We start from the raw sequence: 20,650 nt of genomic DNA, 5'->3' as shown, positions 1-20,650 counted from the left end.
TGGGGCTCCGCCGTCGTCGTTATTTTTTCGACGACGACGACGACGAAATCCGAACGCAATCGAGCTTGCTCGAATTGTTGAGGATGAGGAAGCCGTCATGGCTGTCCAAGCGACGACGGACTCTCCACGTTCCTCGCCCGTCAACTAGGGCTTAACGGCGACAAGCCCAACGGAACACAGATACTGCTGGTGGCGCTTGAACGTGCGTCTCATGGCGAAGATCCGCTTGCGCGCCGCGGGGTTGCGCGCAACGTTGCTGGCGATCTTGAGGGCACCCAGTAGCCCCTCGTCCGCGATAACGCGCCGAACTTCGAGTAGCGCCATCTTGTTCATGGTGGTGAACTCCACGCGGAAGCCAGCGCCCTCCAACAGGCGCGCCCATTCGGCCATCGGGAGGGGTCTGGCGCCAACTTTGATCGTCTGGGAGAGGCTCTTCTGGACGGCCGCAACCGCAGAATCGGGAGTGTCTGGCTTAAAGCCCATCTCGTGGAGGGCGTATCTGCCGCCGGGAGCGAGGATGCGGTACGCCTCGCGCATGATGTCGCTCTTGCCATCATTGGACTGCATCGTCAGCATGGCCTCGCCAACAACCAGAGTAGCGCAGCCATCAGGTAAGCCAGTAGCTCGCGCATCGGCATTAACCAGCTCCGCGTGCGGATGGCCTGCGATCACATCGTCCATCGGATTGTCATCAACCTTGCGAACGTCCACGCCCCAGTACCTGGCGGGGCTGGCGGCCAGAAGGTATTCGGCCGTCTTGCCCACGCCGGGGCCGAATTCGACGATGCGATCAGAGCTGGCCGGAGCCGCTGCCTTGAGGATCCGCCGCGTCATCTCCACTCCCCCGGGGCGCAGGACCCGTTTGCCCATCTTGGCCAAGAGCCAGTGGCCTTGCAGGCGCTTTTCTTCGGGCCCCGAACGGCCGCCTTTTGTGCTCTCATGGGAGGTCATTGATTGTCCTCGCCATCCACGTTGACCATGGTAAGGGCCATGTGCGAAGGCTCGACGGCCGTGAGTGCGTGGCGATCTCCCGGGGCCAGATACACGATATCCCCCGGGGCTAGTTCGCTCGTTTGCCCCGCCACCGTGAACTCCAGCTTTCCAGTCAGGAGCTGGACGATCACTGCCTTGGGGCTGGCATGTTCGGTCAGGAGTTGTCCCGCATCGAACGAGAACAGGACGAAGCGAAGAATATCGTTGTTGACCACCACGCGGCTCGTGGTTGCCTCACGGATGATCGGCAGGTCTGAGAGTAGGTCCGTGTGGATCTGGGATGTTGTTGCGGGCGTAATTGGTGCACCAGCCATTGTGCGTCTCCTTGTTAGGTGTGCCTTACTACTCTCATAGCCTATGGGGAGACCCGGGCCCTGCATGTATTGTCACGTAGATTGCCGTGAAAATACCTGTGCTGCACACCACGTTGTGGGCTGCGAGTGCGGCTAAGGTCCCGGTTTCGCGGGTTGTCGCCGATGAAGGGTGCCCAGTGGTACCTAGATCCAGCCCTTGGTCCGAGCTATCTCGGCAGCTACATGCCGGTTCGGGGCGTCAAGCTTGATCGCCGCGCTGGACAGGTAGTTACGCACGGTTCCCTTGCTCAAGTGCGCGCGGGCGGCGATCTCATCGATGGGCGTTCCCTGAGAGGCCATCTCAAGGATGTCCGCTTCCCTCGCGGTCAGGGGTGAATCCCCTGCCGCAATGGCCTCGGCTGACAGCTCAGGATCAACGTAGCGCTGGCCGTCGTGAACCCGCCGGATAATCGCAGCGAGATCATCGGCGGAGGTAGTTTTGGGAATGAAGCTTCGTGCGCCAGCAGCCAACGCGCGTTTGAGGTAGCCGGGCCTGGCGTGCGAGGTGAGAATCATGCATCGCGTGCCCGGCGAATCTTTGGCAGATTGCTCCGTCACCGCTATTCCATCAAGTGTGGGCATCTGAAGATCCAGCACGGCCACATCCGGGGTAAAGCGCGCAATCTGTGCAACCGCTTCGGCCCCATCGGCGGCAACGGCCACAACCTCCAGATCCTCGTGCAGGCTGAGAATTGCTTGGAGGGCGTCGCGCAGGAGGCGCTCATCATCGGCCACGATCACTCGGATTTTAGGCATCGGCTTCGGTCCTCTCCGTGGTCCTAGCACCCTCGACGGTCCCTGCGCCCTCCCCGGCGCGTAATGACACAGCGGCAGTGAGTGTGAATGCTGCCCCGGCACGCTCCACGGTCAGGCTACCGTTAATCCCTTCCAAGCGGTTGCGCAGGCCCGCCAGCCCCGAACCTGCCACGGCAGGCAGGGCTTCTGCTTCGGAGGCAGCTGAGCGCGCGTTTGGTGCGCCGTTGTTGGTCACGCTCAGCACAGCCCGATCGGAATCGCGCTCAACGCGGATCGTGCACCGCGTCGCCTGCGAATGGCGCACGATGTTTGTTGCCGCTTCGCGCAAAACCCATGAAAACGGTTCAGCAGCACGTGGGGGAATTGCTCCCGCATCCCCGACAAGACGGGTTGTCACGCCGGCCGAATCGAGCAGGCCCTTTGCGCCGGCAAGCTCTGTTGCGAACTCCGGTTTGCGATATCCGGCCAAAACTCCACGCAGCTCACGCAGGGCATCATCGGCCAGTTTGTGAACAGCCTTGGATTCTGCAGCCGCCTCGTCAACCTTGCCTGCCCCGGCCAAGCCAGCGGCCAGAGCGGACTTCACGGCAACCGCCGTGAGGGTGCGCCCTAGAACGTCGTGCATATCCCGCGAGATCCGGAGCCGTTCCTCGGCAACGGCCAGATCGGCCCGCATGGAATCCATCTGAGCTTGATCCCTCACCGATGTGGTCACAACGATGGACCATCGGATGGTCAGCATCATGATCATCGTGAGAAGGAAGGCCGGGAACCATAGCATCCGAAGGCTCAGCAACACGTCCGTGCTTTCGGGTGTCCCAGACATTCGCCCGAGCCCAACCATCACCAATCCCATGCCGGCGGATACGGCCGCCGCCCACTGCCAAGAAATCTGCGGGGCTAGCGCCCACGCGGTGAAGAGAAGCGGGAGAATCACGGTGCCGAAGGGGAAGTAGATCGGAGTATCAACCACTAGGGACACGGCCACCCCCAGCCCGGCCGCCGCAACGGTAGTGACCGCGATGATCGGGACTAGGCGTTTGGGGGCCGTTTGCCCTTCTACCTCCTCCAAGGCGAGGGAGCGCAACGTCATCAGGCACGCAACCATGTGAGCTACTAGAGCGAGAAGATAAGGCACGCTCCACACGGCTACAGGTTCAGTAATCAGGAGGTGGTAACTGATGGGGAGTATGCAGATGGGAAACATGGTGTAGAGCGGTACCAGCACGTAGCGGCGCATCTGCTCTAGTGCCGATAACTCAGGCTTGTTCCGCCGCTTCATCATCCCCATATCCCTCGCTTAGATACTACCTGCCGCTAACGGCGAGGAGCGAACACCATGGTGCGCTTGGCCAACAGGAGGGCGAGGCCACACCATGCGATAAGAACCGCTGCGGGAACCAGTGCGCCTTCCCATGAGCTCGCGCTCAGCGCCTCGGCCTGGGCGCCGGCCACGACTCCGGCACCTACACCCTCGCCCGTCATACCCAACGAGATGAGATCTCCCATCGCATAGAACGGCGTCCATTCCAACAGCTGCGCCACCCGATCAGGGAAGAGGCTCAGTGGCATGAGAGTGCCTGAGGTCAGGATCAAAGCCATCATGATGGGCATCGTGGAATACTGAGCGCCTTCAACCGTGTTGGTGAAGCGCGATGTCCACGCCGCGAGGGCGCCGAGGAATATCGCCCCGCCCAGAACAGCCACGGCCACCAGCAGCGGGTTCGTCACGCCGGCACCATCCACGAACAGTGCCGATCCAAGTACCGCGATCACTACTTGCACCACCGCCACGAGGAAGGAGGGGATGCTTCCACCAATCATGGCTTCCCAGGACGTAGCCTCCCCCGTTGCCATGCGCTGGAAGAATCCTTCCTGACGGCGCGCAACAAAGATGGTTGTCAGGTTCACGTAGATAACAAGCAGGAGGCCCCACGCCGCCAGAGTTTGCACCAAGAATGAGGCAAACACGGCACCGGCCATCTGTTGGCCTAAGGTTGGCGCCAAGATCACCACCATCACCGCCGGAAGCAGCAGGGCCGTCAGGAAGATCGTGGGGTTGCGCGAGAAGAGAATGGTCTCTGCGCGCGTGATTGACCAGATCCTTTTCAATACTTTCACTTTTCCGCTCCCTGCTCTAGCTGGTTGACTGCCATGAAGGCTTGCTCCAGTGAGGCTGAACGTGCGTCCAAATCCGCGAGGCGCACGCCCCGGTCACTAGCCACGGCCAGTAGGGCCGTCAGCGTTGTTTGGAGATCCTGAGATTCAAGGCTGACCTTCTCGCGATGTACGAACGGTTCGCCAAGGACGGCAGGAAGGGCGGCTAGCGTCAGGGCGTCAATTCTCCCCTCCGCACCGGTGTCCCGGAACGAGATCTTGGATGGCTGCTTCGCAACGATCTCAGCTACTGTTCCACTCGTGACAATCTCACCAGCGGACATGATGAGGACCCGATCGGCCAGCTCCTCGGCCTCTTCGAGATAGTGCGTTGTCAGGAGAACCGTCACTCCCTCATCCATCATTGCCTGCACGAGCTCCCACGTTCTGCGGCGTGAGGCGGGGTCAAGGCCCGTCGTCGGCTCATCCAAAAACAGAATATCGGGCTGGCCCAACGTAGCCATGGCCAAATCAAGCCGGCGGCGCTCTCCCCCGGATAGCGACTTCACACGTACCTTCGCCCGCGATTCCAAATCCACGAGCTTCAGCGCCTCCGCCACCGGCCGCGGGGCCGTGAGGGTACCGCTCCACATCCGCAATGTTTCGATGACGGTGAGGTCCTGAGCAAAGCCCACATCCTGCATCATGATGCCGGTGCGGGGGCTCACGGCCTTTCGCTTGCGGATCGGATCCATCCCGAACACGGCGGCACTGCCAGTAGATGGTGGGGCCAAACCCTCAAGCACTTCTACGAGCGAAGTTTTCCCCGCCCCGTTCGTGCCGAGCAGCGCCACGAGCTCGCCTTGGCTCACGCTCAGGGACACTCCCTTAACCGCAGTGAACTGCTTCTTGCCGGTTCCATAGGTTCGGGTGATTCTGTCAGCTTCCAGTACATTCATCGGATCCCCAGTTCTGAATTGATTGTTCTGTTTCCATTCTCCGGGCAGATCCGCGGCGCCGGTACTGGCCCTTATCACCGAAATCCGTGAACAGTGCATGGGCCAGGACTGACAAATGTCATGCGAAAGGCCGGCCCCCATACCGGGGACCGGCCTTCACGATGTACCTCCTGCGGCTACAGGGTATCGAGCACCGCCTGAGATGAGGACAAGCCTAGGCGCGTGGCGCCGGCGTCCAGAAGCTCGGAGGCGAACTTGCCATCGCGGATACCGCCAGAGGCCTTGACCTCAAGCGCATCGCCCACAGTCTTCTTCATGAGGGCCACCGCGTGAACGGATGCGCCGCCTGCGGGGTGGAACCCTGTGGAGGTCTTGACGAAGTTGGCGCCGGCGGCCTCGGCAGCCTCGCATACAGCGACGATCTGATCGTCCGTGAGCGCAGCGGATTCGATGATGACCTTGAGGACTGCACTGGGGATCGCGTCCCGCACGGCCTTGATATCCGCCTCTACTGCGGAAAAACGATCCTGAACGGCATCGGACACGTTGATCACCATGTCCACTTCATCCGCGCCCTGTTCCACCGAGAGGGCTGCTTCGCGCGCCTTGATCTCGCTGTGGTGGGCCCCCGAGGGGAAGCCGCACACGACGGCAAGCTTGACATCTCCCAGTTCCACGCCAACAGGGAGAGGGATCTGATTCGGGGAGATGCATATTGAGTAGGTGCCAACCCGCTTGGCCTCATCAACGAGGTCGCGGATTTGCTGCTCGGTAGCTTCTGGCTTAAGTAGCGTGTGATCGATCAGATGAGCCACCTGATCCTTCGTGTATGTCATGTGTTTCCTTTCCTAGTGGCGAATGCGTTCGAGCACCACGGATTCGCGGGGTGTTGGCTGGCCACCCGGATCGATCGTCAGGGTACCGTGAAGCGATTCCTTGGCGCGTTCAAAACGGTCAGGGGTATCGGTGTGCAGCGTGGCGATCTTCTGTCCCTTCGTGACCCGATCGCCGGGGCGCGCAAACAGTTCGATGCCAGCACCGGCCTGAACCGGATCCTCCTTGCGTGCACGCCCGGCGCCCAAGCGCCACGAGGCCACGCCCACCTTGAGGGCATCCACATCGGTCAGCACACCGTCGCGATCGGCCAGCACATCCTCTTGGTGGGTGGCCACGGGGAGCGGCGCATCGGGATCTCCACCCTGTTCGCTCACCATCTCGCGCCATGCGTCCATCGCTCGCCCGTCCTTGAGGGCGGCCTCCGGATCGGCATCAGGCTGGCCGGCGGCCGTGAGCATCTCGCGGGCAAGCGCGAGGGTGAGCTCAACAACATCATCAGGTCCGCCGCCTGCAAGAACCTCAACAGATTCGCGCACTTCCAGCGCGTTTCCGATGGTCAAGCCCAACGGCACAGACATATCGGACAGCAGGGCAACCGTGTTCACGCCGGCGTCCGTTCCCAGATCCACCATGGTGTGTGCGAGATCGCGAGCATCCTCGATGTTCTTCATGAAGGCGCCGGAGCCAACCTTGACGTCCAGCACCAGTGACCCGGTGCCTTCGGCGATCTTCTTGGACATGATCGAGGTGGCGATCAGAGGAATGCACTCCACCGTTGAGGTGATGTCACGAAGCGCGTAGAGCTTCTTATCCGCCGGAGCCAATCCCGAACCCGCGGCGCAAATGATGGCGCCGGAGCCGGTGCCCAGCTGACGGTACATCTGTTCATTGGAGATGTTCGCTTGCCAGCCCTTGATCGCTTCCATCTTGTCCAGCGTGCCACCAGTGTGCCCGAGCCCGCGGCCCGAAAGCTGCGGCACGGCCACTCCGAACGAAGCAACCAGCGGGGCCAGCGGCACGGTGATCTTGTCCCCCACCCCGCCCGTCGAATGCTTGTCTGAGGTGGGCCGTGGCAGGGAGCTGAAGTCCATCCGCTCCCCCGAGGCGATCATGGCGTTCGCCCAGCGTGCGATCTCATGGCGATTCATCCCGTTGAGGAAGATCGCCATGGCCAGCGAAGCCATCTGTTCGTCCGCCACCACTCCGCGCGTGTAGGCGTCAATCACCCAGTCGATCTGATCATCGCTGAGGACTTCGCGATCACGCTTGGTCCGGATAACGTCTACCGCATCGAACCTTTCAATCATGAGTCACTTCCTTGAATGTGGCTGTTGGGACCTTCAGGAGGTCCTGCGGGCCGAATCCATCTGGGAGGACCGAGCTCATGGGCATGATGCCACCGGGCATCGCCACTTGGAGCTCATGCCCTCCATGTTCAAACAGCAGCTGGCGGCAACGCCCACAGGGCACAACCGGATCTTCGTTGCCGTTCACGGCGGCGAAGGCCACGAGGTGTGTGCCCCCGCCCTTGACGAAATCGCTGATCATCCCGCATTCGGCACACAGCGCCACGCCATAGGCAGAGTTTTCCACGTTGCAGCCCGAATAGATCGTGCCATCACTGGCTAGGCCAGCGGCTCCAACCGGGTAGCCCGAATACGGGACGTAGGCGTGAGCCATCGCGGCTACCGCTTCGGCATGGAGCCGTTCCCATTCGATATTCATAGGGCGCTCACGCCTTCACGTACGGGGTGTTCTCTGATGCCGGCGGCCGGGACTTGCCAACGAAGCCTGCCACAGCAAACACGGTTACCAGATAGGGAATCATGTTGATGAGGTTGGAGGGGGCATTGAGGTTCAGGCTTGGCAGGAGGATCGCCACCGCATTCGCGAAACCGAACATGAGCGCCGCACCTACGGCCCCGAGCGGATGCCACTTACCGAGGATCATCGCAGCAAGAGCAATGTAGCCGTTACCGGCGGACATGTTGTTGTTGAACGAATGCCCGATGCTTGCACCGATCGTGAAGTAGGCACCACCAAGTCCGGCCAGTGCTCCAGAGAGCATCGTGTTGAGCACGCGGGTGCGGCGAACGTTAATGCCAACGGAAGCGGCGGCGTGCGGGTGCTCGCCACATGCGCGCATGCGCAGGCCCCACCGCGAACGGAACAGGAAGATGGTCAGAACGATGATCACCACGTACATCACGTAGGTGAGGATCGTCTGGTTAAAGAACACGGGCCCAATGATCGGGATATCCGCAAGAAGCGGGATCGAAATGTTCTGCAGGTTCATTGCCGAGGAATTCAACTCCGGCTTGTCCGACAGCACCGAGGAGAAGAAGAATGTGGTCAGGCCCAGCGCGAACACGTTGAGAACCACACCAACGATGATCTGATCCACGTTGTATTGCACGGCAAACAGGGCAAGCAACGCTCCCATGAGAGCACCGGCAATCGGCGCCGCAATCAGCCCAGCCCACACGGAACCGGATGCGGAGGCAACCACAACGCCTGCGAAGGCGCCTGTGAGTAATTGCCCCTCGATGGAGATGTTGACGATACCCACACGTTCAGCCACCACACCGGAAAGCGATCCGAAAATGAGCGGAGTAGAAAGCGCCAGCGCGGAGGCCAGCGTGGCCGTGATGGTCACGAAGCCGGCCGATCCGCCGCCGGTCCATGCCAGCAGAGCCAACACAACGGAAACTCCCGCAACAATGGCCGGGATCACGCCCGCCTTCTTCCGGGCCAGCGTGCGCACCACCGAATACACGAAGATGATCGCACAGATGACGGCGGCAACCCAGCACAAGAGCGCCGAATCCACTGTCCAGTCCGGCAGCTCGAAGCGATCGTTACGATTCAGCTTCCACCGGAACACGGCTTCGCCCTGCGAGCTCAGGGCAAAGGCTACGGAAATAAGCGTTGCTACGCAGTAGGTGATGGGCATCTTCCAGCTCATCTTGGCAGTAACGTCGGTCGCGTTTTCGGATAGGGTCACACCCATTGATGGAGTCTTGACGCTCATGCCGCCACCTCCTTCTCCGCCTGAAGAGTCAGGTACTTGCGGATTGTCATGTGCTCGCGCTTGGGCAAGTGGAAGAGCCATCGCACAAACGGCGGCGCAGCAATGAGGAGCACAATAACGGACTGCAGGATAAGAACCATATCGATCGGCACGCTCGCATCAACTTGCATGATGCGCCCGCCAGCCTTGAAAGCTCCGAACAGCAGACCGGCAAACACCGTGCCAATCGGCGAGTTCCGGCCAAGCAAAGCAACTGTAATGGCATCGAAGCCGAGAGATCCGGCAATGCCGGCATCAAGATATTTGATGGTCCCTGTGAGCTGGACGCCGCCAGCCAATCCGGTGAGTGCACCAGACAGTGCCATGGTGATGGCCGTGACCTTACCGATGTTCATACCTGCGGTGCGGGCCGCATCTGGGTTGGCACCCACGGCGCGCAGCTCGAAGCCCCACGTGGAACGCTCCAGGTACCACCACACGAAGATGGCGGCCAAGATAGCGATCACGATGCCTAGGTTCAGTTGGAACGGGCTGGGCAGCAGGTCAGGCAGCTGAGCATTGTCCTCAATGGTATCCGTACGGGGGTTCGCGGAACCCTCCTGCTGGAACGTCTTGAGGGTGAGGAGATGGCGCAGAAACAACAGCGCAATCGAGTTGAACATGATGGTCAAAATGACCTCACTGGCACCGGTGCGCGCCTTCAGCACGCCCACAATTCCAGCGTAGATTGCCCCGGCCAAGATAGCCGCCACGATGCACACGAGCATGTGAATAACCGGCGGCATGGTGAACGTGAAGCCGAAGTAGGCAGCGGCAATCGCCCCCATCATGATCTGCCCGTTTCCACCAATGTTGAACAGGCCAGCGCGGAATCCCAGCGCCAAACCCAGCCCGGCGATGATGAGCGGCGAGGCCGCCAGAATCGTGGCGGTTAAGGGCGCGAACATTCCGGCCGTGCTTCGTGCCTGATAGTTGAAGATGGCGCCACGGAACATCGCGGAATACGCTTCGCCCACGTTCGCGCCGGCGATCACAATCAACACCGCCCCAACCAGCAATGCAATAACCACGGCAAGAACGTACACCAACCAGTTGGAGCGCAGCCCGACGTGCCACACCGCCTTGATCCACTGCCCGAATGAAGCGCGTGGCGGCTTAGGAGTGGTTTTTTCACTCATCCTTCAAAACCTCCTCGTGTTCCATGGACGTATCCCCCGGCAATTGCTTCTTCGTATGGGACCCCGGCCATCATGAGGCCGAGTACCGCGCGGGAGGTATCCGCCGGAACCACGCCGATGATGCCACCGCGATACATGACGGCGATCCTGTCAGCCAATCCCACAACTTCATCGAGTTCGGAGGACACCACAATGACGGGCGCCCCGTTATCGCGTGCTTCCACGATCCGTTGGTGGATGAACTCCACGGATCCAACGTCAACGCCGCGCGTCGGCTGGTTGGCCATGAGTAAGCTCAGATCCTGAGACAGCTCACGGGCCACAACAACCTTCTGCTGATTTCCACCCGAGAGGGTGGAAATGGCATCGCTTGCCTTGCCCACGCGGATATCGAATTCCTTGACTCGATCTTCGGCGTTTTCTGCTACGGCGTCCGGCCTCATGGCCGGCCCCTTGGCAAACGGAGCCTTCTTGTACTGATCCAGCACAAGGTTCTCAGCGATGGAGAATCCGGCGATCATTCCCTCGGTGGAGCGATCCTCCGGGATGAATCCGATTCCGCTATTGAGCCGATGGCGCACGTTCTCGTGGGTGAGGTCCGCCCCGTCCAGAACAATGCTGCCCTCGTTGGGCGTAGTAATTCCCAAGATAACATCAGCAAGTTCGGACTGGCCGTTGCCTTGAACACCCGCAATGGCAACAATTTCGCCCTTTTCTACGGTGAGATTCAGATGGTCAAGCACCATGGTCCCGTTGCTCGCCAGCAGGGACACCCCATTGATCTCCAATCCGGGACCCTGAGGGTTGGCCGGCCCCTTGTCCACGCGCAGCAGCACGGGACGGCCCACCATCATGGTGGCCAGTTCTTCAGGGGAGGCCTCCGGGGATGCTTCGCCCACAACTTTGCCGCGGCGAATCACGGTGATCTTATCCGCCACCGCGCGTACCTCGCGCAGCTTGTGCGTAATGAAGATGATGGAGGTTCCCTCATCGGCCAGCTGACGCATGATGGTCATCAACTCGTCGGTTTCCTGCGGGGTGAGAACCGCAGTTGGCTCGTCAAGAACCAGGACGGAGGCATCACGTGAAAGCGCCTTGACGATTTCTACCTTTTGTTGGAGTCCAACGGGAAGATCGCCAATCAGCGCCTGAGGATCGATATCAAAACCGAACCGCTCGGATACTTCGCGCACATGCGTGCGCGCCTTCTTGATATCAAGGAGGCCGAGGGCCTTCGTTGGCTCATACCCAAGCGCCACGGATTCAGAAACCGTGAACACAGGAACAAGCATGAAGTGCTGATGCACCATGCCAATGCCTGCAGCCACAGCATCCCCGGCGGAAGAAAACTTCACGGGCTGGCCATCCAGTAGGATGTCGCCTTCATCGGCATCGTAAATGCCGTACAAGACGTTCATGAGTGTTGATTTGCCAGCGCCATTTTCCCCGAGTAATGCCCGGATCTCCCCAGGCTCCACTACAAGATCAATGTGGTCGTTGGCAACGAGGGAACCAAACTTCTTGGTGATTCCCTTAAGCTCCAGCTGCACTACAGCCTGCCTTTCGTTGTTTCCCATCCCCCGGATAGACAGATGGAAACCTGCCAAGTACGACAGTCCGGACGGCCACGTTCGTGGCCGTCCGGACTGTCTTATATTGTCTTATTCAGTTGCGAACGCACCCTCGGACTCAACAACGATCGTTCCGTCGATGATGTCCTGCTTGAGCTGCTCGAGTTCATCTGCCAGACCCTCAGGCATCTGATCTTCGAAATCGTGGAAGGGAGCGAGGCCAACGCCGTCATTCTCCAGCGTGCCAACGTAGTTAGAGCCATCCCACTCATCGTTCACGCCAGTCTCGATCGTATCGAACACAGCGTTGGAGATGTCCTTTTGCACGGAGGTGATGACGATGTCCTTGTACTCAGCGGCTGATTCGTACCAATCCGAATCCACGCCGATGATGTAGGTGGAGCCATCGGCCTGTGCCGCAGCTGCAGCGCCCAAGCCCACGGGGCCGGCCACGGGCATGATGATGTCCGCACCCTGCTGGATCAGCTGCTGAGCAACCTGCGTGCCCTTGGCCTGATCATCGAAATCGTTGGTGAACTGGCCGGACTGGTTTTCCTTGTCCCAGCCAATAACCTCAACGGAAGCATCGTTATCTTCGTTGTACTTGGCAACGCCATCAACGTAACCGTCCATGAAGATGGTGACCGATGGGATCGGGACGCCGCCGAAGGTGGCAACCTTGCCCGTTTCCGTCATCGCTGCGGCAGCATAGCCAGCCAGGTAAGCGGCCTCCTGCGTGTTGAACACGAGAGCTCGCTCATTGCCCGTTGCGTCTTCGAACGTTGCGTCAACAAGCGCGAAGTTTAAGTTTTCGTTCTCTGTTGCTGCACCCCCGACGGACTCTTCGAGCATGAAGCCAACGCCAATCGTCAGATCACATTCAGCGGTGACCATGGCCTGAACATTATCTGCGAAGTCAGAAGAATCCTTGGATTCGGCGGTTTTGACCTGAACGCCCAGATCGTTTTCTGCGCGATCTAGGCCTTCCTTTGCGGACTGGTTAAAGGACTTATCATCCCAGCCGCCAGCATCGGACACGATGCAGGCGAGGTAATCGACCGATTCTGCTGGTGGATTGGTGGATCCGTTGGAGCCTTCGGTATCTTCGCCGTCGCCTCCGCAAGCGCTGAGAGCCAGAGCTGCTACCCCAATGGCAGCTGCAAACTTCTTATAATTCACGCGTATCTCCTGTAAATGTGAGCCCGTAGTGCCACTGAGCTGGCACCAGACATTCTTAGTCTAAAGCCCTAGGCGAAGTTTTTTAAGCCAAAAGGGAATCTCGCCCTAAGGAAAATCGGTAGATCATTATAGCGTTGATTCGGATGCGAAACAGGGCCGTAACATGTTCGTTCACCGCAGGTCATCAAGCCCCGAGGAGCCGAGGGTATCAAGAACATCTTTTACCTTCTGTGACGCCGATTTCTGGGTCACCAGAATAACGTCATCCATTTCCACCACAACGGCCTCGGGAACCCCAACCACTACAACAGGCTTTGACGAGGTGTAGATCAGTGAATCAGGTGAGTCCAAGATCACGGTGGGTTTCCTAACCCCGCCGGGTGCCGCGTGTCCCGGACCCGCAACAACATCGGCCAGCGAGGCATAATCGCCCACATCAGACCAGCCCATGGCGCACGGCACCACGGCAACTCCCCCAGCCTCCGCCAACGGTTCTGCGATCGCCCGATCAATAACCTGGGTGGGCAGCGGCTCCCAATATTGTTCGATCGCCTCCTCGCGTTGTGGGCCGTCCCAGCTGCGGGCAAGGGCGCGAAGCGGCTCGGCAATTTCGGGGTGGAATCGCTGCAGCGAGTCCAGAAGTACAGACGCCTTCGCGATGAACATTCCGGCGTTCCAGAAGTATTCACCGGTTTGCACGTAACGTTCAGCCGTTGCCGCATCCGGCTTTTCCACAAACTCTCGCGCCAAAAACGCACCGGTACTACGGGCGGAGGGCTCCGGCGTCGTCATCACATTCTTCCCGGCCCGAATATATCCGTACGCGGTGGAGGGACTATCCGGTGAAATCCCGATCGTCACCACATACCCGGCCTGGGCCGCCTCGATGGCGTGTGAAACCGCGCCAGCGAACGCTTCCTCGTCCGCAATGAGGTGGTCCGCCGCGAACGAACCAACGATCGCATCTCCGTGACGGTGTTCGATTATCGCCGCGGCCAGTCCGATCGCAGCCATCGTTCCGCGCATTTTTGGTTCGACGACGACGTCAGCTTGCCCCACCTGCTCGCGCACGCCAACTACGTGTGCACTGCCCGTCACGATCACCATGTTGCGGGAAAGCGGGGCCAGCCGATCCACCGTCATCTGGAGCAGCGATCGCCCGCTGCCCGTCAAATCGGTGAGGAACTTCGGCCGTTTCTGCCGAGACAGCGGCCACAGGCGTGAACCCACCCCGCCGGCCGGAATGATCGGATAGAAGTCCATTACTCTCCTTGGCTTGGCTGGTAATCAACCGTGGAAGCGACAACTCCGGAAGGACTCGGCTCGGACACCTCGGGCGGTTGCACCATGATGTCCCCAGTCACCGGGTTGTAGTTCCAATCGAGTGTGCTCGGTTCTGACTCCGTCACAAAGTTGGGGGTCTCCTTGAAATGGAGCTCATCCGGGGAGGTGATCTTCTCCGGACGTGGCGGGTTCGCCATGTACGCGGCCACGATGAGCACCACACGGGCGCACAGGTTGAGCCACAGGAGCAGGGTAGCGATGGCGGCAACCGAGGCTAGAAGTGCATTATCGCCCACCGATCCCACAACGGTGGTGCCGAGCAGCCGGATCGCGGACATGGCCACGCCACCCATCAGGCTGCCAATCCACAGGTCCCTGCGTGGCGGGCGTACGCCGGACATGACGCGGATAAGGAACGCGATAATCAGGCAGTCCACTCCAACCGATACCAGGATGGAACCGCCGCGTATGAAGCCGCGGGCTATGGCACCCTCAATGCCGATCCAATCGAGGATGGTGGAACTGAGCGAGCCGGCCGCGGTGGAAATCACGGATGAGGCAGCGATCCCCACCGCAAGAACCACGTATCCTGCGAGGTTGCGCAGGTTGAGAAAAACGGGGTTTTCCTTGGCTTTCTGGATGCCAAACATCGCGCGGATGGACTTCGCGAAGGCCCCCATCGTGGACACGGCGGTCCACAGCAACACGACGGCCGCAATGATCGAGGCAAGATTCACCGCGGAATTAAGCACCAGCGAATCTGGATCAACGATTCCGCCGCTACCGTCCCCGGTGTCAATGATGCCCGGCAATGCGTTATCTATGGCATCGAGGACTTGATCCTTGAGCTCAGTGTTGTTTCCCAGGACGGCCATGAAGGCCGTCCACGCGATCGTGATACCGGCGGCGATCGAAAACAGCGCCGAGTAGGCGATGCCACCCGAAAGCAGGCCGCCCTTTCCGGCCCCGTAGCGCATGATCGAACGGACGATCCGCAGATCCATGACGCGTTCGGTGAAGGTTTTTGCCTTGTCTACTGCTGTCTCTACTTCCACGGGTCTTCACTCCTCGTAATCCACGATCAGCGGGGCGTGATCAGACCACCGCGTGTCATAGGACGGTGCGCGATCGATCTGGAAGGCCGTGGCCTTCGAGGCGAGGTCCGGACTTGCCATCTGGTAATCGATCCTCCAGCCCACGTTGTTATCAAAGGCCTTGCCGCGCTGAGACCACCACGTGTAGGGGCCTTGATCCTCCCCCGTCAGGGAGCGCTGGACGTCCACGTATCCCAGCTCCAACCAGCGATCCACGTAGGCGATCTCTGGATCGAGCACACCGGAGGTCTTGTTGTGGTTGGACTTCCAATTCGTGATGTCCAGCGCGGTGTGCACGATGTTGAAATCGCCGGCCACCAGTGTGTTGGTGGGGGCGAGGGCGGCAAGGCGGGAGGAGACGAGTTCCAGATGGGCGTATTTGGCGGCCATCTTTTCCTCGCTCTTCGCATCCCCTGAATGCAGATACGCGGAGATGACCGTGAGGCCAGGGATATCTACTTCCAGCCAGCGGCCGGTATCCACGGGCGGCTCTTCTGTGGAGGTTGGGACCGCCACGCCATCGCGAACATCGTCAACTTGGATGCCGTTGCGCACCGCCACGGAAACGCCTGCGCGGCCTTTAATATCGCACGGGCGTGTGAACACCTGATACTCGGGGCCGATCAGTTCTTCCGCGATCTCTACGGGGGCGCGCACTTCCTGCATAAGCAGAACATCCGCGCCGGTAGCGGCAATCCACTCGCCCATCCCCTTGCGGGCGGCGGCGCGGATGCCATTGACGTTACAGGTGGCGATCCTCATGGGCTTACTCCTAGCTTCCTTGTTCGGCTGCCTTGACCACGTTGGCCAAGAGCATGGCACGGGTCATCGGACCCACTCCCCCGGGATTCGGGGATACCCACGAAGCGACGCCTCGAACGGCCGGGTCCACATCCCCAGCAATTCTGGACGTGCCCGAGGCCTCGTCATACACGCGAGAGACCCCCACGTCCAGAACAACCGCTCCGGGCTTGACCCAATCAGACTTGACCATATGGGTTTGGCCGGTTGCCGCAATCACCACGTCAGCGGCACGGACCTTGTCCGCCACATCCTTCGTGCCGGTGTGGCACAGGGTGACCGTGGCGTTGACCGCGCGCCGGGTCAGTAGCAGGCCGATCGAGCGGCCCACAGTAACTCCGCGGCCCAGCACGCAAATGTCCTTACCCGCCAGATCGATGCCGTGGCGTTCGATCAATTCGATGATGCCGGCCGGGGTGCACGGGAGCGGGGAGGTGACATCCTCGTTCACTCGGAGGACGAGGCGGCCCAGATTGGTGGGGTGGAGGCCATCGGCATCCTTATCCGGATCCACGAGCTCCAGCAGATCGTTCGTGGGCATGCCCTTGGGTAGCGGCAGCTGGACAATGTAGCCCGTACAGGCCGGATCGTTGTTCAGCTGCTCGATCGCCGCGCGGACGTCCTCTTCCGAGGCCGTTTCCGGCAGGTCCACGCGGATGGAGGCGATTCCCACCTCAGCGCAGTCACGGTGCTTGCCCCTGACGTAGGAGACGGAGCCGGGATCTTCACCCACAAGGATCGTGCCAAGCCCGGGGGTGATGCCCTTGGCTGTGAGGGCGGCAACCCGTTCGGTCAGCTCAGCTTTGATGGCGGCTGCGGTGGCCTTGCCGTCGAGAATCTGTGCCGTTTCGGCCATCTAGTTCGCCCCCGTCTGGTTCAGGCCTTCGTAGAGCGGGAACTGTTCGGTCAGCGCGGCGATGCGTGCCCTCAGGGCCGGCACGTCAGCGGTCTTGGCGTCCACAAGCGCCGTAGCAATCACATCGGCCACCTCCGTGAACTCGGACGATCCGAAGCCGCGGGTAGCAAGTGCTGGGGTGCCAATTCTCAGGCCCGAGGTGACTGCCGCCGGGCGCGGATCCCACGGAACCGCGTTACGGTTCACGGTGATACCCACCTCGTGGAGGAGGTCCTCAGCCTGCTGGCCGTCCATCGGCGAATCACGCAGGTCCACCAGCACGAGGTGAACATCGGTTCCGCCCGTCACCAGCGAAACGCCGGCATCGCGAACATCCTGATGGTTCAGGCGCTCGGCGAGGATCTGTGCGCCCTCCACCGTGCGGCGCTGGCGATCCTTGAAGCCATCGCCAGCGGCCAGCTTCAGGGCAACTGCCTTCGCTGCCACCACGTGCATGAGTGGGCCACCCTGCTGGCCGGGGAACACGGCCGAATTCAGCTTGCGCCCGAATGTTGCGCTGTCGCGAGACAGCAGCATGCCGGAACGGGGGCCGCCCAAAGTCTTATGAATTGTTGTGGATACCACGTCCGAATACGGGACGGGGTTCGGATGCAAGCCAGCAGCAACGAGGCCAGCGAAGTGAGCCATATCAGTCCACAGGTAGGCGCCAACCTCATCGGCAATCTCGCGGAACGCCTCAAAATCAAGATGACGGGGGTAGGCGGACCATCCGGCAATGATCATCTTGGGGCGGGTTTCCAACGCCTTGTCGCGAACGATGTCCATATTGATCCGATAGTTCTCTGGATCCAAGCCATAGGCCACCATGTTGTAGTTCTTACCGGAGAAGTTGATCTTCATTCCGTGGGTGAGGTGGCCGCCGTGGGCCAGCTCAAGGCCCATCACCGTATCGCCCGGCTTGACCAGAGCGTGATACACGGCTGCGTTCGCCTGAGCCCCGGAATGGGGTTGAACGTTGGCGTAATCCGCACCAAAAAGCGACTTCGCGCGTTCGATGGCCAAGGTTTCCACCTTGTCCACCTCCTCGCATCCGCCGTAATACCGCCGGCCAGGATAACCTTCCGCATACTTGTTCGTCAGAACAGAGCCTTGAGCCTCCAATACCGCGCGCGGCACAAAGTTCTCTGAGGCAATCATTTCAAGGTAATCGCGCTGGCGCACCAGCTCTGAATCGAGAACAGCCGCAACCTCTGGGTCAAGATCGGCAATATGTTCGTTCAGCTCGGACATGCATCCTCCTGCAAGGGCGAAACTTTTCGCTGAAAAATGTGGTGGGGATGCCACCACGCCGCCTCGGCGGCCCTTCAAGGCTACCGTAGTGCCAAAGTCCCACGCCCGCTAACTCGCGAGGCGAGACGCTGGGCCAGCGGGTACCATAGTTCTCGCCCATTGACCGCCACGGAGGACCCATGAACCCTTGGACGCTCTACGATGAGCTCATTGATCTGATCCCCGCCGATGTGCGAACAACGAACTGCCTGCTCAACCGAGTAGCGTTCGTGGCACATGAAGCCGGCGGATGTGGGATAGCCGCCCGAGATCACGGAGGCGGCAAAGCAATCGATCCTTCGATTATTGGCAAATCTCTCCGCGACGTCGCGGCTCTGAGCAAATCATGGGATTTTGCGCATGCGAGCCTCGGCGTTGCAGCCATCAACAGCTGGCTCAATACACGTCACCGGTTGGAAAACTCCGGGCTGCAGGTTGACACGTATGACAGGGACGTATTCGATGCGCGCGCCGGAAATCTGAAGGGACAGAAGGTGGCCATGATCGGACATTTTCCCGGCGGCATCGATGCGCTTGCCGGAGCAGAGGTCACGGTTCTCGAGCGCTCTCCGCGCCCGGGCGATCTACCCGATCCGGCCTGCGAATACGTTGTGCCGCATGCCGATACGGTGTTCATCACCGGAATGAGCATCGCAAACAAGACGCTCCCCAGACTTCTGGAACTCAGCCGCAATGCCGATGTCATTCTGGTGGGAGCCTCAGTTCCCTTCGCCCCGGAAGTATTCACCAGCCAAGAACTAGCTACGTCCTATGTTTCGGATCAAGAAGGCGCAGCTGCGTCCATTGGTCTCGGTGCCTCGCTACCTCAGATTCAACCTTTCACGCACAGGTTCACTGCTCTTCCGCAGTCCACAAGGAAAGTATGACGCTCGAGTATCAGCGTCCAGCCCAACGAAACGTAACGGCCAACGCCTGCTATGCACCTTCGGCTGGATCGCCGTTCACCCGCCGTTGTCCCACCGGGTTCCATCCCCGCGGCCGCTTCGCGGTTGATACTGCGGCCTCCCGGGACCGGTACACCACATAGGGTCGGGTCACATACCCAACGGGGGCGGAGAACATGTGGACTAGCCGCGTATAGGGAACGATCGCAATCAGCAGGATTCCCGCAATCACGTGGAGCTGGAAGTCCAGAGGCACACCGGTCATCAGCTCGATCTGTGGATTGAACGTGAAGATCGAACGCAGCCACGGTGCGATGGTCTCCCGGTAGTCGTATCCGCCTTCTTCTCCGAACACCTGATGGTGGAAGGTCGCAAACGCGCCGAGAGCCAAAGGAATCACGAGGAGGATCAGCATAACCTTGTCATTCCCCGTGGTTTTGCGCCGCACACCCTTGTTCATGAATCTCCGGATCATGAGCAGAACGAAACCGACAACAGCCATAAACGCAGCTGCAACACCGCCAATTGTGGCAACAAGGTGGTAAGTATGTTCGGTGATCCCAATTGCTTCGGTCCACCCCTTAGGGATGAGTATTCCCATGATGTGCCCAACCAGAACCAGAAGGATTCCCACATGGAAAAGCGGGGATCCCCATCTGAGAATCTTGGATTCATGAAGCTGAGATGATCTACTGGTCCACCCAAATTGGTCAGTTTTCCACCGCCATACGAGTCCTCCAACGAATGTAACAACAACGATGTAGGGGAATACACCCCAAACCGCAACATCCAGAGCTGTCATGATCGCACCTCCGCTAGGACTGGGAAGGGTAGGTCGGTAATCCCCACTAGTTCCGTGGGCGGGCCCTGACGGATCAGTTGCTGATACCGGTTCTTGGTTTCTTCATCTATTGCGGGAAGCGCGTGGCACAGTGCCGTGAGGACATCCGTCCACGGCGAATCGAGTTGGAACAGGGCGGTCCGGAGCACCTCGAGCGCGCTGCGATGGGATGGAAGAATATTGACCACGGCGGGGTCATCCGATTTCGCACACAGTTCGAGTATGGCCGGCAGATAATCAGGGAGCTCCCCACTGCACTGTTCGAATCCAGCGCCTTTGTACAGCTCACGAAACGCGAGAAGCGCCTGCCCACGCTGGCGAGTGTCTCCAACAGCGTAATAGGACAGCTCGAGGGCACACCTGCGCCGCTCGTCGAACGTGGCAACATAGGTCTCTTCAACGCTGCGCAACCCAACCTTCTTCACCCATCGGCAAAATGCGGAGAGGCTCCGAGCAATCGGCTGCGGAAAGCCCTCAGATTCGCTGGCCACCGATTGGGCACGCTGTATGAAGTCGGAACCTGGGTAATCGAGCAGGAGGGAGGCTGCCATGTAGATACCCTGACGCGACGCTTGATCAAGGGCTA

21 protein-coding genes are annotated in these 20,650 nt (G+C 60.1%); 1 reads left to right on the top strand and 20 read right to left on the bottom strand.

Annotated features, from left to right (window positions below):
• Positions 1-144: 144 nt before the first annotated feature.
• The 18 genes from ACTHV6_RS03280 to glyA all read right to left on the bottom strand — a co-directional run bounded on the left by ACTHV6_RS03280 (position 145) and on the right by glyA (position 18,279).
• Positions 145-951, bottom strand: a complete 807-nt coding sequence (locus ACTHV6_RS03280) for a class I SAM-dependent methyltransferase (protein ID WP_441385837.1) — start codon at positions 949-951, stop codon at positions 145-147.
• Complete coding sequence (locus ACTHV6_RS03275; RefSeq protein WP_441385836.1) at positions 948-1,307, bottom strand: cupin domain-containing protein; 360 nt, start codon at positions 1,305-1,307, stop codon at positions 948-950. The genes ACTHV6_RS03280 and ACTHV6_RS03275 overlap by 4 nt, the downstream gene beginning before the upstream one ends.
• A 183-nt stretch (positions 1,308-1,490) precedes the next feature.
• Positions 1,491-2,102 carry a response regulator transcription factor gene (locus ACTHV6_RS03270; RefSeq protein ID WP_441385835.1) on the bottom strand — a complete coding sequence of 204 codons (612 nt, stop codon included), beginning with the start codon at positions 2,100-2,102 and terminating at the stop codon, positions 1,491-1,493.
• The gene (locus ACTHV6_RS03265) at positions 2,095-3,387 is read right to left on the bottom strand and encodes a sensor histidine kinase (RefSeq protein ID WP_441385834.1); all 1,293 of its coding nucleotides are present in this window, start codon (positions 3,385-3,387) and stop codon (positions 2,095-2,097) included. The genes ACTHV6_RS03270 and ACTHV6_RS03265 overlap by 8 nt, the downstream gene beginning before the upstream one ends.
• A 32-nt stretch (positions 3,388-3,419) precedes the next feature.
• A complete protein-coding gene (locus tag ACTHV6_RS03260) occupies positions 3,420-4,223 on the bottom strand; it encodes an ABC transporter permease (protein WP_441385833.1) in 804 nt (267 codons plus the stop codon).
• Positions 4,220-5,158 carry an ABC transporter ATP-binding protein gene (locus tag ACTHV6_RS03255; protein ID WP_441385832.1) on the bottom strand — a complete coding sequence of 313 codons (939 nt, stop codon included), beginning with the start codon at positions 5,156-5,158 and terminating at the stop codon, positions 4,220-4,222. The genes ACTHV6_RS03260 and ACTHV6_RS03255 overlap by 4 nt, the downstream gene beginning before the upstream one ends.
• Before the next feature lie 176 nt (positions 5,159-5,334).
• Positions 5,335-5,994 carry a deoxyribose-phosphate aldolase gene (gene deoC / locus ACTHV6_RS03250; RefSeq protein ID WP_441385831.1) on the bottom strand — a complete coding sequence of 220 codons (660 nt, stop codon included), beginning with the start codon at positions 5,992-5,994 and terminating at the stop codon, positions 5,335-5,337.
• A gap of 12 nt (positions 5,995-6,006) precedes the next feature.
• Entirely contained in the window at positions 6,007-7,299 is a 1,293-nt protein-coding gene (locus ACTHV6_RS03245) for a thymidine phosphorylase (protein ID WP_441385913.1), read from the bottom strand.
• Entirely contained in the window at positions 7,295-7,720 is a 426-nt protein-coding gene (locus ACTHV6_RS03240) for a cytidine deaminase (protein ID WP_441385830.1), read from the bottom strand. The genes ACTHV6_RS03245 and ACTHV6_RS03240 overlap by 5 nt, the downstream gene beginning before the upstream one ends.
• 7 nt (positions 7,721-7,727) lie before the next feature.
• The gene (locus tag ACTHV6_RS03235; protein ID WP_441385829.1) at positions 7,728-9,026 is read right to left on the bottom strand and encodes an ABC transporter permease; all 1,299 of its coding nucleotides are present in this window, start codon (positions 9,024-9,026) and stop codon (positions 7,728-7,730) included.
• Positions 9,023-10,204, bottom strand: coding sequence for an ABC transporter permease (locus ACTHV6_RS03230; RefSeq protein ID WP_441385828.1), 1,182 nt, complete (start codon positions 10,202-10,204; stop codon positions 9,023-9,025). The genes ACTHV6_RS03235 and ACTHV6_RS03230 overlap by 4 nt, the downstream gene beginning before the upstream one ends.
• On the bottom strand, positions 10,201-11,754 hold the full coding sequence (locus ACTHV6_RS03225; RefSeq protein WP_441385827.1) for an ABC transporter ATP-binding protein: 1,554 nt from the start codon (positions 11,752-11,754) through the stop codon (positions 10,201-10,203). Before ACTHV6_RS03225 ends, ACTHV6_RS03230 begins: the two co-directional genes overlap by 4 nt.
• A gap of 111 nt (positions 11,755-11,865) precedes the next feature.
• On the bottom strand, positions 11,866-12,954 hold the full coding sequence (locus ACTHV6_RS03220; RefSeq protein WP_441385826.1) for a BMP family lipoprotein: 1,089 nt from the start codon (positions 12,952-12,954) through the stop codon (positions 11,866-11,868).
• A 171-nt stretch (positions 12,955-13,125) separates the two neighbouring features.
• Positions 13,126-14,217, bottom strand: coding sequence for a mannose-1-phosphate guanylyltransferase (locus ACTHV6_RS03215; protein ID WP_441385825.1), 1,092 nt, complete (start codon positions 14,215-14,217; stop codon positions 13,126-13,128).
• Complete coding sequence (locus ACTHV6_RS03210) at positions 14,217-15,293, bottom strand: YihY/virulence factor BrkB family protein (RefSeq protein WP_441385824.1); 1,077 nt, start codon at positions 15,291-15,293, stop codon at positions 14,217-14,219. Before ACTHV6_RS03210 ends, ACTHV6_RS03215 begins: the two co-directional genes overlap by 1 nt.
• Positions 15,294-15,299: 6 nt before the next feature.
• Positions 15,300-16,094, bottom strand: coding sequence for an exodeoxyribonuclease III (locus ACTHV6_RS03205; RefSeq protein WP_441385823.1), 795 nt, complete (start codon positions 16,092-16,094; stop codon positions 15,300-15,302).
• A gap of 10 nt (positions 16,095-16,104) precedes the next feature.
• Positions 16,105-16,989, bottom strand: coding sequence for a bifunctional methylenetetrahydrofolate dehydrogenase/methenyltetrahydrofolate cyclohydrolase (locus ACTHV6_RS03200; protein ID WP_441385822.1), 885 nt, complete (start codon positions 16,987-16,989; stop codon positions 16,105-16,107).
• Positions 16,990-18,279, bottom strand: a complete 1,290-nt coding sequence (gene glyA / locus ACTHV6_RS03195; RefSeq protein ID WP_441385821.1) for a serine hydroxymethyltransferase — start codon at positions 18,277-18,279, stop codon at positions 16,990-16,992. It abuts the gene before it with no gap.
• A gap of 179 nt (positions 18,280-18,458) precedes the next feature.
• Here glyA and ACTHV6_RS03190 point away from each other — a divergent pair, with 179 nt between their 5' ends.
• Complete coding sequence (locus tag ACTHV6_RS03190) at positions 18,459-19,205, top strand: Rossmann-like domain-containing protein (protein ID WP_441385820.1); 747 nt, start codon at positions 18,459-18,461, stop codon at positions 19,203-19,205.
• Between the two features lie 49 nt (positions 19,206-19,254).
• Here ACTHV6_RS03190 and narI read toward each other — a convergent pair whose 3' ends face one another.
• Both narI and narJ read right to left on the bottom strand, forming a co-directional pair.
• A complete protein-coding gene (gene narI, locus ACTHV6_RS03185; protein ID WP_441385819.1) occupies positions 19,255-20,025 on the bottom strand; it encodes a respiratory nitrate reductase subunit gamma in 771 nt (256 codons plus the stop codon).
• Entirely contained in the window at positions 20,022-20,615 is a 594-nt protein-coding gene (narJ, locus tag ACTHV6_RS03180; RefSeq protein WP_441385818.1) for a nitrate reductase molybdenum cofactor assembly chaperone, read from the bottom strand. The genes narI and narJ overlap by 4 nt, the downstream gene beginning before the upstream one ends.
• Between the last annotated feature and the right edge of the window lie 35 nt (positions 20,616-20,650).

Origin of the sequence: Ancrocorticia sp., from assembly GCF_052089425.1 — a bacterium.
GTDB lineage: Bacteria > Actinomycetota > Actinomycetes > Actinomycetales > Actinomycetaceae > Ancrocorticia.
The sequence above is the reverse complement of the archived record's forward strand: the minus strand, read 5'-3'. Positions and strand labels throughout refer to the sequence as shown.

Excerpts from the sequence above, each read along its gene's own strand:
- ACTHV6_RS03280 (WP_441385837.1), bottom strand. The coding sequence starts at position 951 with ATGACCTCCCATGAGAGCACAAAAGGCGGCCGTTCGGGGCCCGAAGAA.
- ACTHV6_RS03275 (WP_441385836.1), bottom strand. The coding sequence starts at position 1,307 with ATGGCTGGTGCACCAATTACGCCCGCAACAACATCCCAGATCCACACG.
- ACTHV6_RS03270 (WP_441385835.1), bottom strand. The coding sequence starts at position 2,102 with ATGCCTAAAATCCGAGTGATCGTGGCCGATGATGAGCGCCTCCTGCGC.
- ACTHV6_RS03265 (WP_441385834.1), bottom strand. The coding sequence starts at position 3,387 with ATGATGAAGCGGCGGAACAAGCCTGAGTTATCGGCACTAGAGCAGATG.
- ACTHV6_RS03255 (WP_441385832.1), bottom strand. The coding sequence starts at position 5,158 with ATGAATGTACTGGAAGCTGACAGAATCACCCGAACCTATGGAACCGGC.
- deoC (WP_441385831.1), bottom strand. The coding sequence starts at position 5,994 with ATGACATACACGAAGGATCAGGTGGCTCATCTGATCGATCACACGCTA.
- ACTHV6_RS03240 (WP_441385830.1), bottom strand. The coding sequence starts at position 7,720 with ATGAATATCGAATGGGAACGGCTCCATGCCGAAGCGGTAGCCGCGATG.
- ACTHV6_RS03235 (WP_441385829.1), bottom strand. The coding sequence starts at position 9,026 with ATGAGCGTCAAGACTCCATCAATGGGTGTGACCCTATCCGAAAACGCG.
- ACTHV6_RS03230 (WP_441385828.1), bottom strand. The coding sequence starts at position 10,204 with ATGAGTGAAAAAACCACTCCTAAGCCGCCACGCGCTTCATTCGGGCAG.
- ACTHV6_RS03215 (WP_441385825.1), bottom strand. The coding sequence starts at position 14,217 with ATGGACTTCTATCCGATCATTCCGGCCGGCGGGGTGGGTTCACGCCTG.
- ACTHV6_RS03205 (WP_441385823.1), bottom strand. The coding sequence starts at position 16,094 with ATGAGGATCGCCACCTGTAACGTCAATGGCATCCGCGCCGCCGCCCGC.
- ACTHV6_RS03200 (WP_441385822.1), bottom strand. The coding sequence starts at position 16,989 with ATGGCCGAAACGGCACAGATTCTCGACGGCAAGGCCACCGCAGCCGCC.
- glyA (WP_441385821.1), bottom strand. The coding sequence starts at position 18,279 with ATGTCCGAGCTGAACGAACATATTGCCGATCTTGACCCAGAGGTTGCG.
- ACTHV6_RS03190 (WP_441385820.1), top strand. The coding sequence starts at position 18,459 with ATGAACCCTTGGACGCTCTACGATGAGCTCATTGATCTGATCCCCGCC.
- narI (WP_441385819.1), bottom strand. The coding sequence starts at position 20,025 with ATGACAGCTCTGGATGTTGCGGTTTGGGGTGTATTCCCCTACATCGTT.
- narJ (WP_441385818.1), bottom strand. The coding sequence starts at position 20,615 with ATGGCAGCCTCCCTCCTGCTCGATTACCCAGGTTCCGACTTCATACAG.